General features: G+C 65.3%; 12 protein-coding genes. 10 read left to right on the forward strand and 2 right to left on the reverse strand.

Annotation, left to right across the window (positions count from 1 at the left end; translation table 11 throughout):
- The first annotated feature begins 25 nt into the window (after positions 1–25).
- From AB3K92_RS15310 to AB3K92_RS15335, 6 genes are all read left to right on the forward strand, one after another.
- Complete coding sequence (locus AB3K92_RS15310; RefSeq protein WP_369465360.1) at positions 26–1,369, forward strand: type VI immunity family protein; 1,344 nt, start codon at positions 26–28, stop codon at positions 1,367–1,369.
- 27 nt (positions 1,370–1,396) lie between these two features.
- Entirely contained in the window at positions 1,397–1,966 is a 570-nt protein-coding gene (locus AB3K92_RS15315) for a hypothetical protein (protein WP_369465361.1), read from the forward strand.
- Positions 1,967–2,122: 156 nt separating this feature from the next.
- Complete coding sequence (locus AB3K92_RS15320; protein WP_048023022.1) at positions 2,123–2,410, forward strand: PAAR domain-containing protein; 288 nt, start codon at positions 2,123–2,125, stop codon at positions 2,408–2,410.
- Between the two features lie 108 nt (positions 2,411–2,518).
- Entirely contained in the window at positions 2,519–3,163 is a 645-nt protein-coding gene (locus AB3K92_RS15325; protein WP_196489696.1) for an N-acetyltransferase, read from the forward strand.
- A gap of 480 nt (positions 3,164–3,643) precedes the next feature.
- Positions 3,644–5,026 (forward strand): amino acid permease, encoded by a 1,383-nt coding sequence (locus AB3K92_RS15330; protein WP_059492256.1) that lies wholly within the window; start codon positions 3,644–3,646, stop codon positions 5,024–5,026.
- A gap of 209 nt (positions 5,027–5,235) precedes the next feature.
- Entirely contained in the window at positions 5,236–6,171 is a 936-nt protein-coding gene (locus AB3K92_RS15335) for a universal stress protein (RefSeq protein ID WP_021159144.1), read from the forward strand.
- 550 nt (positions 6,172–6,721) lie between these two features.
- On the opposite strand, the gene AB3K92_RS15340 is transcribed toward AB3K92_RS15335, so the two are convergent.
- Positions 6,722–7,210: a hypothetical protein gene (locus AB3K92_RS15340; RefSeq protein WP_369465793.1), complete on the reverse strand. Its 489-nt coding sequence runs from the start codon at positions 7,208–7,210 to the stop codon at positions 6,722–6,724.
- A 553-nt stretch (positions 7,211–7,763) separates the two neighbouring features.
- On the opposite strand from AB3K92_RS15340, the gene AB3K92_RS15345 reads away from it, so the two are divergent.
- Positions 7,764–8,018: a DUF3562 domain-containing protein gene (locus AB3K92_RS15345; RefSeq protein ID WP_048023016.1), complete on the forward strand. Its 255-nt coding sequence runs from the start codon at positions 7,764–7,766 to the stop codon at positions 8,016–8,018.
- Between the two features lie 355 nt (positions 8,019–8,373).
- Positions 8,374–10,173, forward strand: a complete 1,800-nt coding sequence (locus AB3K92_RS15350; protein WP_021162001.1) for a methyl-accepting chemotaxis protein — start codon at positions 8,374–8,376, stop codon at positions 10,171–10,173.
- A gap of 58 nt (positions 10,174–10,231) precedes the next feature.
- Here the strand turns inward: AB3K92_RS15350 and AB3K92_RS15355 are convergent, their stop codons facing one another.
- Complete coding sequence (locus AB3K92_RS15355; RefSeq protein ID WP_048023164.1) at positions 10,232–11,269, reverse strand: sigma-54-dependent Fis family transcriptional regulator; 1,038 nt, start codon at positions 11,267–11,269, stop codon at positions 10,232–10,234.
- A 381-nt stretch (positions 11,270–11,650) separates the two neighbouring features.
- On the opposite strand from AB3K92_RS15355, the gene AB3K92_RS15360 reads away from it, so the two are divergent.
- Together AB3K92_RS15360 and AB3K92_RS15365 are read left to right on the forward strand one after the other, a co-directional pair.
- Positions 11,651–13,642, forward strand: a complete 1,992-nt coding sequence (locus AB3K92_RS15360) for an ATP-binding protein (RefSeq protein ID WP_369465362.1) — start codon at positions 11,651–11,653, stop codon at positions 13,640–13,642.
- 381 nt (positions 13,643–14,023) lie between these two features.
- A complete protein-coding gene (locus AB3K92_RS15365; RefSeq protein WP_060232759.1) occupies positions 14,024–14,635 on the forward strand; it encodes a DUF4142 domain-containing protein in 612 nt (203 codons plus the stop codon).
- The last annotated feature ends 1 nt before the right edge of the window (position 14,636 follow it).

The raw sequence follows: 14,636 nt of genomic DNA on the forward strand, positions 1-14,636 counted from the left end.
CGACTGATCAATAGACGACCCGATTATGACTTTGAGTGATCCGAAACCTGTCTTGACGCCGTTGCAGGCGCTTTCCCGCTATCAAGAAGATTTGAGCGTGCGCCTTGCCGACAACTCGATGGGTGTGTTGCCGGGTGTCATCGGTACGGTGTTCTTCGAGCGTGGTTCGCAGCCTGAGGTGCGACAGGCGATCCTCGACTGCTTCGACCGCTTCACCGAAATGTTCGGTGAGCATCTGAAGGGAGGCAAGGACACTGACCTCGGTAAGTTTACGAAGCGGAACGACAAGGGTATTGAGAAAATTCGCCGTGCGATCATCGATTCGCCGCCGCATTTGAAAGTGAGTGTTGTTTTGTCTAGTGCGATGGATCAAGACACTGCGGCTGAATATAGCATCAAGACGCTCACGGGGTCGGCACTGGCACAGGACTATGTTCATCCCAACGGGTTGCTGCGCGTGGCAAAAGGGAGGGAATCTGGATTGTCGTATCTGAAGTTCAATGTACCAATGAACTTGATGGCGACCAGTGAAGGAATTGCGCAGTACGAGGATTTTTTGAGATATATCTGCGGGAAACTCGTTGTGCGTGCTGGTTACGGTGGATTAGCGCCGATACTTGCATTTAATTATAATCGGTACATGCCGCAGGAATGGGCGCTTGCGGAACGTTTCAGTGGATTGGATATTGATAGCACTGCTCACCTGCAGAAATCAGATTACGAGGCAAACTCGTATGAGGGCGATTTTCTCGAAGAAATGACGGCTCAGTATGACTACCTGCGTCCTGGTGCTAAGGTTGCTCGATGGGGTTTCATCAAAGGAGTGAGTTGGTACACGATCCTGGGCGAATTGTTCATCGAGCGCTTGGGCGGCGAAGCGGTGATTCGAGAAAAACTGGATCGCCCTGATATTCACGTCGAGCGCGCGAATGCTTGCTTGATGATCCGTGCGGGTGATTTCCCGCGCCTTGGCGCTCCTGAAGAGGGTTTGCCTGAGCCGTACGTGTTCGTGAATAGCGTCCTGCGGACACTCCGCGATCCCAAGCCTGATGCGCTGCATACCTATATTCCCGATCTGCCGAGTGCGGATGTGAAGAACGCGCGGAAGTGGGTAGCCCGTTTTGACTTGCCCGATGCCCCGCCGATCCCTGAGCCGCCGACTATCGTTCCGCCGCCCGTGAATCGCGAACCGGCCCGCCAAAGTGTGCGGGGCGGCAGTACATGCCCGGAAGCGGGGTGGTGGCATACACCAGCCAAGGCCGGAAGCCGTCGCTATTTCGAAGCGGGCGAAACCATGCCGGTGATCGAAGGCAGTTCTTGGGGTACGACAAACTGGCACTGGTCGCCGAGTGAGAAACAGAACGGGTAGCGTTGCATATTCGACGTCGGGGGAAGAATGACTGGTGAGATTGAAGCGATCGTCAGGAAAAATATTTCAGGTGTTTGCGATTCGTTTGTCTTGAATACGGTGTGCGTCGCGCTTCAGGACAATGGCTTTATCGAGGCTGCGGGACAGAACTTGTCCAGCGTTCGAGCAATTCATCGGGCAAGCGAGAGAATTTGCCCGGAAATTATAAAAAGAGACTTGCGATTTCAGGATTTTCTTGTTGATCGAATTATGGTTGCGAGTGTAAGGCCGCAGCGACACTGGCTCATCGAGGCGCTTGGAAACCTAGACTCGTGTGTTGACCGGGGGAACATTTTCAAGCATGCGATTACGCCTCAAACGTCTTTGCTGACGTTAGCTTGGGGGATTCCAATGCTCCTTGCAAATGTTGCTTTCGGGATTAAAGCTAGCTATTTTCGGAAATTTACTGCTCATGGGAAGTTTGATGGGTGGGTGGAAGGGAACGTAAATACCGAGAAAATTGACGCGCGTATGATACTTGAAGAGCTATTGACCGGTAATGATGGAGTGCCTGCGAAATACCGTCAAAGACTCGAAGAGGCTTTGAAGAGGTATTGACGTGAGTAGAGTTTCGGTCCGCAGGTTGGTTATTGGCTCGTCCTCGCGGTAAGCAGGAAGTCGGTGCCAGTTCGAGAAAGGCATGAGCACCGCCTGTCATCGAACAGAGCCAGTTGGGCACGATACCTGACGAGCAATACAACACGGCTAACGATCATGACGAGATACATGATTTTCGACGGCGATCATACGACGGTGGCCGGAACGGTACAAGCTAAGGCTACGCCGTTCGCGCTCGACGGCAGGCACATCGCGCATGAGGATGACGATGTGTTCTGCCCGGTATGCAAGACGATCGGCAAGATCAAATGCATCGGCCCGCGAATTCCGATGACCGGGCCAGATGGTCGCCGCGTAGCGCTGAGTGATGATCTGTGCGTTTGCAAGTGTCCGGCGCCGCCGTTACTCATTCCGTCGCAGCACGTCATGTCGGTGGACGTGTGAGGTAGATCGAACGCGGTTGACGGTCGATGTTGTGACGTTCAACTCCGTGCTAATGTCAACTCGCGTGTCGTTGTATTCCCGATGCAAGAAACGTTCACCGACTCGATCATGTATCTCACCGAATCGAAAGTAGTGCCGCTATCCCGTCAGTTTCTTGAGTCATCAATCGCGTTGATTGACGCAGCGTTCTCGCGTGATCCAACGCTTGCATGGTGTCTGTCTGCTCAAACCCCGGGATTCGATGCCCGCCGGACGAATTACCTCAGAAGCTACTTGCAATATCATCACGACGCTTCGCTTCCCGTTCTCGGTGTATGGGTGCGGGATGCACTGGTTGCCGTCAGCTATTTTACGCCGGGTTCAACTACGGAAAATACATCCAGCCTTGCAGAACTAGGGCATCAGATCGCATCTGGTTGTGGCAAGCGATCCTTGCACAGAATTGACTTGCTCCGGAGGGTCGTAGAGTCAAAACTCTCATGTCACGACTGCAGTCGGATTGAATTCATCGCCGTTTCTCCACTGATGCAGGGTCACGGAATTGGCGCATCGCTCCTACGGGCTACGCTGGCATATCTCCAAGATATCGAGCCAGACAAGAATGTATTCCTTGAGACTGGCGAGGTACGAAATCTTCCGTTCTATTTGCGACACGGATTCTCCGTTCGGCAGCGGATTGGCTTTCCCGGGCTAGATCAGTATCTCCTGCGGAAGGACGCTGTGTGCGGTGGTCTGGCAACGTCAAATGAGTGAAGTCCGCAACGGTTCCTTAAGAGCCTGCGTTTGCCACGAACTGATCCAGACGGACATGGGCCGTCGCGATCACGCGAGTCGGAACCCGCCACGATTTCCACGAAAATCGACTGGCGTGAAACCACTGATCCTCCATATAATCCCGCCTGCATATTGCGTGCGCATGATCGCGCACATTCGACGCGTATTCGTTCGCGCCGAAAGCGATTGATCCCGGTGCCGTCCGTTACGCGCTCAGCCGCGTCACACGGGCCGCACGGGCGTATTCCGTGAAAGGCCCGATCCGTTTTCCGGATTGTTCTGGAAGATACGGATAATCCGCGGCGATTCCCATCGGATTGACGCAGTATCCGTGTCGTTTCTTATTCGGAAAACGACGGCGGAGATTATTTCGTTTTCGGCATGCCGGGTTCGGCATGAACGGTCGCGCATTGATATCGACAATGACGGCGGCCCGTTCACGGCTGCCAGGAGACGGACTTGAAACAACCAGAAGACCAGTTGCACCGTGGGCTGGAAGAGCGGCACATCAACCTGATGGCGCTCGGCGCGACGATCGGCGTCGGCCTGTTCCTCGGCTCGGCCACCGCGATCCGCGTCGCCGGCCCGGCCATCCTGCTGACCTACCTGCTGGGCGGCATCGCGATTTTCCTGATCATGCGCGCACTCGGCGAGATGGCGATCGCCAATCCCGTCGCCGGCGCGTTCAGCCGCTACGCGCGCGACTACCTCGGGCCGCTGGCCGGCTATCTGACCGGCTGGACCTACTGGTTCGTGTGGATCGTCACCTGCATGGCGGAAATCACCGCGGTCGGCGTCTACATGCACATGTGGTTCCCCTCCGTGCCGAACTGGATCTGGGCGCTCGCGGCGCTCATGGCGATGGGCTCGGTGAACTTCATCGCGGTCAAGCTGTACGGTGAATTCGAGTTCTGGTTCGCGCTGATCAAGATCGTCACGATCGTGCTGATGATCATCGGTGGCGGGTTGATGATCGCGTTCGGCATCGGCAACGGCGGTGTCGCGATCGGCCTGTCGAACCTGTGGTCGCACGGCGGTTTCATGCCGAACGGCATCAACGGCGTGATCGCCGCGCTGCCGATCGTGATGTTCGCGTATCTGGGCGTCGAGATGCTCGGTCTCACGGCAGGCGAGGCGCGCAACCCGGAGAAGTCGCTGACGAAGGCCGTGAACTCGGTGTTCTGGCGCGTGCTGATTTTCTACATCGGCGCGCTGTTCGTGATCATGTCGCTCTATCCGTGGGACCAGATCGGCACGCAGGGCAGCCCGTTCGTGATGACGTTCTCGCGGCTCGGCATCCCGGCTGCCGCCGGCATCATCAACTTCGTCGTGCTGACCGCGGCGCTGTCGTCGTGCAACAGCGGCCTGTTCAGCACCGCGCGGATGCTCTACAACCTCGCGCAGCAAGGCCAGGCACCGGGCAAGCTCGGCAAGGTCAACCGCAACGGCGTGCCGGTGTACGGCGTGATCGTCTCGGTCGCGCTGCTGCTGATCGGCGTGCTGCTCAACTATCTCGCGCCGCAGCACGTGTTCACGTGGCTCACGTCGGTGTCGACGTTCGGCGCGATCTGGACGTGGTGCGTGATCCTGATCGCACAGATGCGCTTTCGCCGCACGCTGTCGGCCGACAGGATCGCGCGCCTGCCGATCCGCGTGCCGTTCTATCCGCTCGGTTCGTTCGTCGCACTGGGTTTTCTCGTGCTGGTCGTCGTGCTGATGGCGTTCACGCCCGACACGCGCGTCGCGCTCGTGATCGGGCCGGTGTGGATCGTGCTGCTCGGCATCGCGTATGCGCTGTTCTACGCGAACCGTCCGGCGGCATCGGTGCCGACGAAGTCGTAAGCGGCGCGGGCAGGGGCCCGCGCGACCCTTGATCGCGATCATGCGCGCGCGGGCCGGACGTTCTATGCTGAACGCATCGATTGTCCGCGCTTCGCGTGGCAACCCGCCGATCCCCGCGACCGTGGCGGCCATCCGGCCGCCGCGCGCCGCTTCCGCGCGAAGCTCCCGTCGTCGTTCCGCGACGACGCGCACGCACGGAGGCCTTCGCCATGCAGCCTGCCCAGCCCATCCCGACGCTTGCGCGGATCGCGCTGGCCGTCGATCCGACGCCCGAATCGCTGTCCGCCGCACGCTATGCGCGCACGCTGCTGCGTCCCGGCATGCGATTGCGCATCGTCTGCGCAATCGACAACCCCCGCCTCGTATTGCCCGACATCCCGCGCATCGACGCGCTGCTGACGTCCGCGCGCGAGGACATGATGCGCGAAGCGCAAGCCGTCAACGAGCGGATCGCCGCGCTGTTCGCCGATAGCGGGATCGAGGTCGAGCAGGCCATCGTCGATACGTCGGTGACGGGCGGCTCGGTGGCCGATGCACTGGTGAACGACACGTCGGAATGGCGCGCGGACGTGCTGATAGTCGGCGCGAATCCGCATCACGGGCTGCTGCGGCTCGTCGAAGGCGCGATGTCGGACACGCTGACGACACGCGCGCGCTGCGCGCTGCTGATCGTGCCGGCCGCCTATGCGCTGCCGTCGAATGGCGGCCTGCAGCGGCTGATGTTCGCGGTCGACGGCAGCGAGCCGTCGCTGCACGCAGTGCGCGTCGGGCTCGGCTTCGCGACGCCGACAACGTTGCTGTACGCGGCATACGTGATCGATCGCGCGGTTCGTCTGACGGATATCGTGCCGGTGCGCGCGCTCGAAGATGCCTATCGCGCGGAGGGCGAGGATGCACTCGCGAAGATCGGCCCGCTGTTCCATGCGACAGGGAACCCGACCAAGCGCAGTATCGTCGAAACCCGCCCGACCAGCGACGACGTGGCCCACGCACTGATGCGCGACGCCGTGCACTGGCGTGCCGAACTGCTGGTGGTCGGCACGCACGGCCGGCGCGGCATCGCCGCCTGGCTGATCGGCAGCGTCGCGCGTCGCGTGGCGCATCTCGCCCAGGTGCCCGTGCTGCTCGTGCGCGGTACCGAGTAAATCGCGCGGCGTCGAGATCGAAACCGGCCTGGTTTGATCTGCATCAGAAATGGCGCAAGTATCGCGTGAGACATTGACGGAACAACCGGCCACGCGGCCGGTCTGTCGTGCATGCACCGCGCAGCCGCGCGAGCGTCGAAGGCCGTGATCGACGGTGCGTTCACAGGCGTCACATCATTTTCCGGAGCCGCGACGTGCGATGCACGGCGCGTCATCCGGCCGAGAACTCTCTGGCACGAGGGTAGGCAGCCGTCGGCTGCCTTGGAGGACGGGCGGGGTGCAAGTCACCCCGCCCGCTTTCCGCATTGGTGTTGTCGTTGGCCCCGTCTGAAGTGCATTCCCCGCAGGAATCGTTGTCATTGCGACCGTGTGGAACGGCGCGTGGTGATGCGTGACGGCGCGCGGTGGCGCCGATGCGGAACGGCAAGGTCGCGGCAGGCTCACCGTTGCCGCGCCGTCGTCGTAAAGGCACGGCGTGCGGCAGGCGCTGCCGACGTTGCGCGGTGAGCAGCCATTCCACGGCCCCGTGCCGTGCCGGCCGCTTGCCCGCTCAGCCGGTGCGAAGCATCGACCGCAAGTCGTGTCGCCGGCCTGCGCCGCGGCGAACGCGCGGGCGCTGGCGCGCAATGTGCAGCGGCGCGCATATGCCGCATGTACGGTTGCGCAGGCGGTTTGCATGGGGCCAGCCGGGGCGCGCCTTGCGGCGTGCCTCGACCGCGGCCGGCGCGTCGGGTGCGGCCCGTGCGCACAGTGCCGCGGCGAACCGTTGCAGCGCGAGAACCGAGCCCGCGACGCTCTGGTACTTCTCTCGGCCGATCTGCCCGTCGAGCGTGACGAGCAATCCGGCTTCGCGAGCAAGCGCAAGCAAGGTGTCGATATCGTCCGACGGACGGTTGCCGGTCGGCACGGCCTGGGCGGGCAGGGCGCGTGTGTTGCTCGACGGACGGTTGCCGGTCGGCACGGCCCGGGCGGCCTGGGCGCGCGTGTTGCCCGACGCGCGCCGTTGGCCGTCCCGGCCCGGTAAGTTGCGATGTGCCATGGTTGGTCTCCTGCGCCAGGCCCCGCATGCCGGCTCGACGGCCGGCTGAGCGATGACCTGTATGAACGTTTCGTCCATGTCACCAGTATCGTGGGGCGCCAGTACCCTGCCAAGCAGCGTGCGCTGAAGTCGCTGTCAGGGATTGCGCGGCGCGTATCGGAATCCGCTGACACGCGGGGCGCCGGATCGGTCGTCCGGGCGACGATCCGGCCCGTTCGTTCCGACGAATGGCAGGTGCGTGGCGGAGCGCGCTTGACGCATGATTTCGGCCGGTCTAAGTTTGCCAATGCATCGGCGTGGAGCAGCGTCCCATCGTTCGCCCGCCGCCGGTGCCGCGCCCCGGGGTGGCGTGGCAGGTTTCCAGTTTCGTTCGCGGGCCGTTTGCGCCGCGAATCTTGCGCGGCCGGTTCGGGGACGAATCGGCACGGCGGCACGCAACGTGCCGTTGATCGCGCGCAAGCACGCGCCGGCGCATCGCACGCCGTGCGGCCGTTCAGTCTTTAAGCTTCCAGTACCTTCCTCTTTTCGTTCCTCGACTGTCAGGAGTCCGTCGATGTCCAAGGACAATTTGCTCGATTCACTCAAGGAAGCCGCCAGGCAGCGCGCGATCGGCGCGGATCAGTTGCGTGCGATGCTCGACGACGAAGTGCGCGCATTGTCGTCCGACGCGCGGGTGCACGATTACATCCACGTGTTCGCGATCCGGCACCTGCGCGAACGGATGCGCAGGCAGGACGAACTCGCCAACGACACGCGGGCCGACGGGCCGCCCGCGGAAGCCGATCCCCGTCCGGGCCACCGCCTGTAACGGACGCGCGCCGCGACTGGTGGCGCGGGCGCGGCGCGATCCGTCGCCGCGCCACGGCCGGGCTCCAATCGACACGCATGCATCCGTCGACCGAGCACCGGCCTGTCTCAACCTCCTTTTCGACGCCTCCTGCCCACGCTCACAGGTGCCGTCGTCGCGTCCCGGCGGCGTACGCGTGCGGCGCAGGACGGCGCACTCATCCCGACGATTCGCCGACAATCCGCTGACGATCGGCATTACGTTTCATCAGACGTTTCACGGAATTGTCACAGCAGCCTCAAGTAAGCGGCGCGATTGCCGTTTACCCGGTGAATTCGTCCACCGGGCGTTCGCGCTCCCTTACCGAGTCGTTGCCATGTTCTCGTCCATCCGCGCCCGCATCCTCGCCGCGTGCGTCGCCATCGTCGTATTCGCGCTCGTCGCCACCACGCTCATCAACTACTTCATCGCGCGCTCGTACAACGACGACGCGATCGACCGCAACCTGACCTCCGTCGCAAGCGGACACGTGGTCGGGATCGCCGACTGGGTCGCCACCCGGAGCCGGATGATCGCGTCGCTGCAGGATGCCGCGCTGACGCCCGATCCGCTGCCGGTGTTCAAGCAGATGGCCACGGCCGGCGGCTTCACGAACGTCTATGCGGGCTACGCCGACAAGGCGTTCCACTTCTCCGACCCGACCGGTATCCCGCCCGACTACGATCCGACCGGCCGCCCGTGGTACAAGCAGGCCGCGCAGGCCGGCAAGCCGGTCGTCACGCCGCCTTACGTCGATGCCGGCACGGGCAACCTCGTCGTCACGTTCGCGGTGCCGATCCTGCGCGACGGTACGCTGAAGGGCGTCGTCGCCGCCGACGTCGCGATGGACACCGTGATCGCGAACGTCAAGTCGATCCACCCGACGCCCGCGAGCTTCGGGATGTTGATCGACAGCAGCGGCCACGTGGTCGCGCACCCGGACCCGAAGCTCACGCTGAAGCCGGTCGCCGACGTGTCGCCCGAACTCGGCGCGACGAACGGCGCGACGATCGCGGCCGCGACGGCGCCGGTCGAGGTGAGCGTCGGCGGCGACGCGAAGCTGGTGCGCGCGCGCCCCGTGCCGGGCACCGACTGGTACGCGCTGGTGCTGCTCGACAAGAACGAGGCGACGGCCGGGATGCGCTCGCTGCTGACCGCTTCGCTGATCACGCTGCTCGTGATCGTCGGCGTCGCGTCGCTGATCATCGGCGCGATCACCGCGACCGCGTTCCGCCGCCTGTCGCAAGTGCGCCAGGCGATGGCCGCGATCGGCTCGGGCGCCGGCGACCTGACGCAGCGCCTGCCGGCCGACGGCCGTGACGAAGTAGCCGACATCGCACGCTCGTTCAACAGCTTCGTCGACAAGCTGAACGACGTGATGCGCGAGATCCGCGATGCGAGCGAATCGGTGCGCACGGCCGCGAACGAGATCGCGGCGGGCAACCAGGATCTGTCGTCGCGCACGGAATCGGCGGCGGCGAGCCTCGAGGAAACGGCCGCGTCGATGGAAGAGATCACCGCGACCGTCGGCCAGTCGGCGGCGGCCGCCGGCCAGGCCGACGAACGCGCGGCAGCTGCGTCGCGGATCGCGTCGCACGGCGGTGTGGTCGTGTCGGACGTCGTCGCGACGATGGAGAAGATCGAGGAAGCGTCGGGCCGGATCGGCGACATCATCGGCGTGATCGACGGGATCGCGTTCCAGACCAACATCCTCGCGCTGAACGCGGCCGTCGAAGCGGCACGCGCGGGCGAGCAGGGCCGCGGCTTCGCGGTGGTCGCCCAGGAAGTGCGCAGCCTCGCGCAGCGCAGCGCGCAGGCCGCACGCGAAGTGAAGGTGCTGGTCGAATCGACGGTCGCGAGCGTGTCGGCCGGGTCCGGACAGGTGCGTCAGGCCGGCGATACGATGCGCGAGATCGTCTCCAACGTGGCGAACGTGACGACGATCATCTCGGAGATCACGCACGCGGCGAACGAGCAGACGCGCGGCATCCAGGAAGTGAATCGCGCCGTGACGCAGCTCGACGAAATGGTGCAGCAGAACGCGGCGCTCGTCGAACAGTCGACCGCCGCCGCGACCGCGCTGCAGTCGCAGGCGAACGCGCTCGCGACCACGGTCGGGCGGTTCAAGGTCGCGTAATCATGTTGCGCCACGCGCAGCCGCGGCATGCGGTGCGCGGGCGATACGGCCGCGCCGCTCAGGAGCGGCCGTTGTCGCGCATCAGCGCGAGCCGGTTGTAGAGCGTTTTCAGGCTGATGCCGAGTGCTTTCGCGGCGCGCGGCTTGTTGCCGTCGAAGTGGCGCAGCGTCGCCGCGATGAAGCGCTGCTGCGCATGGTGCAGCGTCGCGCCGAGCGGCAACGCCATCGTGTCCTCCGACAGACGCTCGGGCGGCACCGCCGGCTTCGGCAGCGTGACGTCGATGCCTTCGTCCGACAGGATGTACGCGCGCTCGATCGTGTTGTGCAGCTCGCGGACGTTGCCGGGCCACGAATACGCGCGCAGTGCTGCGATCGCCGCGTCGGTCAGCCGCTTGTGCGCGTGGTGCCGTGCGTTGAGCGTGTCGACGAACTCCAGCGCGATCGTCTCGACGTCGCTGTCGCGCTGGCGCAGCGGCGGCACGTACAGCGCGAACGCGGCGAGGCGATAGAACAGGTCCTCGCGCAGCCGGCCGTCGCGCACGGCTTCGGCCGGGTTGTGGCGCGTGGCCGACACGATGCGCACGTCGAGCGGAATCGGCTCGGTGCCGCCTACCCGGACGATCGCATTCGATTCGAGCGCCCGCAGCAGCTTCACCTGCAGCGACGCGGGCATTTCCGCGATCTCGTCGAGCAGCAGCGTGCCGCCGCGCGCGGCTTCGAAGAAACCCTCCCGCTGTGCGATCGCGCCGGTAAAGCTGCCCTTTTCGTGCCCGAACAATTGCGATTCCGCGATATCGGGCGGAATCGCGCCGCAGTTCACGGGCACGAACGGGCCGTCCCGCCGGGCACTGAGATCGTGCAGCCGGCGCGCGACGATATCCTTGCCGACCCCGCTTTCGCCGGCAATCATCACGCTGGCGCGGGTCGGCGCAATTTTTTCGATGCGGCCGAGCAGCGTGCGCATCGCGGACGAGCGGCCCGACAAACGGCGGCCGTCTGCACGCTGCTTCGAACGGTTTGCGGTATCTCCCATCGGCATTAGCGGGTCGTTTTGAAAATCGGCATCACCCGTTCCGTTGATTGCAATATTTATCATCGACAGCGAAACGACCACGAAGGTGCCTCGGAATAGAAATTTCCAATGTGGGTAGCGGGGGCGGAAGAAACAGGCCATCGATTTACGGCACGAATCGCGGCACTTCCGGGATCCAGGGGCACATCGGTGCTTTTTTACAGCGCTCCGATGAAAAAGACGGTCGCGACGCCTTGTGCCGATGCGTACCCCTATACCAGCCGGAGCCCGACCGGCCGCGGCCTTAGGAGCAGCCAGGCCGGCTGGCGCCGGCCGGGCGCCTGAAACACGCATCGGGCATGTCGCTTGCGGGTGCCATCAGGCTCGCCCGGCACGCTCGACGGCAGGTCGGTCGACAAGCGGCATGACGCCGTGCGACGGGAGCCGGCGCGAGGCAAGGATGCAATGAGGACCCTGACCCGTGAGCTGTTACGGCAGGGTGCATGGGTCGTGCTGGCCGTCGGGCTGGCGTCCGCGCTGCAGGCGTGGACGGTTCGCGTCGTCGGCGAGCACGCGCCATTTGCGCCGCTGCCTTTCTATGCAGGCGTTGCGGCCGTCGCATGGCTGGCGTCGTTCGGCGGCGGCCTGGTCGCGGCCGCCGCGAGTGTGGCCGTGATCTGCGCGCTCTGGTGGCGCAATGCGCCGCTGGCCACGCTGCTCGAGCAAGCCGGCGCGTTCGTCGCGATCAGCTTCGTCGAGTGCGTGCTCGTGATGGCCGTGAAGCCGCTGCTCGCGAGCGATCGTCTCCGCGAAATCCATGACGATGGCGACGCCGGTGCCCGCGAGCCGCATGGCGAGCCTTCGCCGGCCGCGCGCGTGCCCGTACCCGACGACGTCCTGCTGCGCCGGGTGGTCGACGCGTCGCCCGACGCGATCGTCGGCGTCGATACCGCACACCGGATCACGAACTGGAACCCGGCCGCGCGACGGATCTTCGGCATCGATGCGGCGCAGGCCATCGGGCTCGACGTCGCCGAACTGATCGCGCCGCGCTGGTTGCGGCGGCATCCGCTGCCCGGATCGTTCGCGACGCTGCGTGCGCCGGTCGGTCCGCTCGACGTGCTGTGCGTGCGACGCGACGGCGGCCGCTTTCGCGCGACTTTCGCCGCGTCGCCGATCGTCGATGCGCGGGGCGATTGCACGGGGCTGTCGATGACGCTGCGCGACGCGCACGAACGGCGTCGCGGCGAGCGGCGCAACATGCGCTCGCTGCGCGGCGCACGCGACGCACGCGCACAGGCGGACGCGTCGAACCGGCTGAAGGACGAACTGCTCGCCACGGTGTCGCACGAACTGCGTACGCCGCTGAACGTGATCTACGGCTGGGTCGAGGTCCTGCGCAACGTCGACGGCGAAGGGCTCGCGCAACAGGCGGTCGACGCGATCGACCGCAGCGCGCGATCGCTGTCGCACATGGTGGCCGACCTGCTCGACGCGTCGTCGCTGGCGACGGGCCGATTGCGCCTCGAGCGCGTGCCGGTCGATCTCGTGCGGATCGTGCGCGATGCCATGCGGGAACTCGACGCGACGGCGCAGGCGAACGGGCTCGACCTGTCGACGAAATACGAAATGGCGACCTGCGTGATTCCGGCGGATCGCGAGCGCGTGCGCCAGATCCTGTCGAACCTGCTGTCGAACGCGATCAAGTTCACGCCGTCCGGCGGCCGCGTCGTCGTGTCGCTGACCCGGGCCGGCGAGCGCGTGCGGCTGTCGGTCGCCGACACGGGCCAGGGCATTGCGCCGGAATACCTGCCACACCTGTTCGAGACGTTCAGCCGGCCCGAACGCGCATTCGCATCGCCGAGGCGCGGCCTCGGGCTCGGCCTGTCGATCGTGCGCAACATCGCGCAACTGCACGGCGGCGAGGTCGTCGCGACGAGCGCGGGCACCGGGCGCGGGACGACCGTCACGGTCACGCTGCCGGCCCGGTGGGATGCCGACGATCCTGCCGAGGACCTGCTGCACGCGGCCGGCACGCCGGATACGGTGGCGCTCGACGGCCGGCGCGTGCTCGTCGTCGACGACGACGCGACCTCGCGCGCGAGCCTCGCCGCGGCACTCGAAACGATGGGCGCGCAGGTGTCGACCGCGCAATCGGGGCACGACGCACTCGAAGTGGTGGAACAGGATGCGCCGAACGTCATGCTGTCGGATCTCGCGATGGCGGACGGCGACGGTTTCTGGCTGCTCGACCGCATCCGTCATTTGCCGGGTGGCAGCGGGCGTCTGCCCGTCGTCGCGGTCACGGCGCACGCCGGCAACGCCGACCGGCACCGCGTGATGGCCGCTGGCTTCGACGCGTATCTGTGCAAGCCGGTGGACATGCCGACGCTGGCGAGCGTGATCGCCGATGTCGCGCCGGACGCCGGGCACGATCGGAACCCGCATGACCGGTAGCGGCAGGTAGCCGGGGCATCCGGCGCTATCGACGTGCAGGTTCGCCATCGTGTGGCCGAACTGACGGGCAGCGTATCCAACGAACGGCGGCGCGCGATCGCGGTCTGCGTCGTGCACGACGTCGGCGGCGTGAGCGGCGTACTCGACAGGCGGCAGATCTGCCGGAAGCAACGTGACGCACCGGCAAAGCACCGGGCCGGTCGCGCGCCGCGTGCGCGCGGCCCGACCCGGTACTTTGCCGGGCAGGAGGGATCGACATGGACACCATCATTGCCGGCCGTTTTTCGACGCTCGGGCAGGCGCAACACTGCGCGGAGCGGCCCCCGGCGTGACGGGAACCCGCGCGACCGGCGCGTTCCGTCGAGACACACGGAGGTCGCGATGAAAGCGAACCGAACCCGCCGGCCGACGGCGACCGTGCTGGCCGCCGCCGTCGGCCTGCTGGCCGCCGCGTTTCCGCCGGCCCAGGCGTCGCCCGCTTCGTCGGCGCAGGTCGGGCCCGGCGTGATCCGCCCCGGCACGACGGCCGACGAGGCCGGCATGACGCAGCGGCCGACCGGTATCGATGCCGAGTTCGTCGACAAGGCCGGCATGATCGGCAAGGTGGAGCGGCAGGCCAGCCAGCTCGCGCTCGACCGCTCGTCGAACCCGGACGTGAAGGCGTTCGCGCGCCGGATGGTCGACGATCATCGACGGATCGCCGGCGAATTGCAGCAACTCGGGGCGGCCAAGGGCCTGCCGGTGCAGTCGCGGATGCTCGTCGATCCGGCCGTCACGGCATTGAGAACCAGGGAAGGGCGCGCGTTCGACACGGCCTATGTCGCGCTGGCGGGCCCGCGCGCGCATGAAGCGGCGATCCGTCTCTACGAAGCGGAGGCACGGAACGGCCGCGATCCGCAGCTTCGCGCGTTCGCGGCCAACACGCTGCCGATGCTCAACGCGCATCTGGCGGCCGCCCGGCAACTCGAACGGACGGTGGCGGCCGCGCACTGAC

The organism is Burkholderia sp. Bmkn7, assembly GCF_041103175.1.
Taxonomy (GTDB): domain Bacteria; phylum Pseudomonadota; class Gammaproteobacteria; order Burkholderiales; family Burkholderiaceae; genus Burkholderia; species Burkholderia cepacia.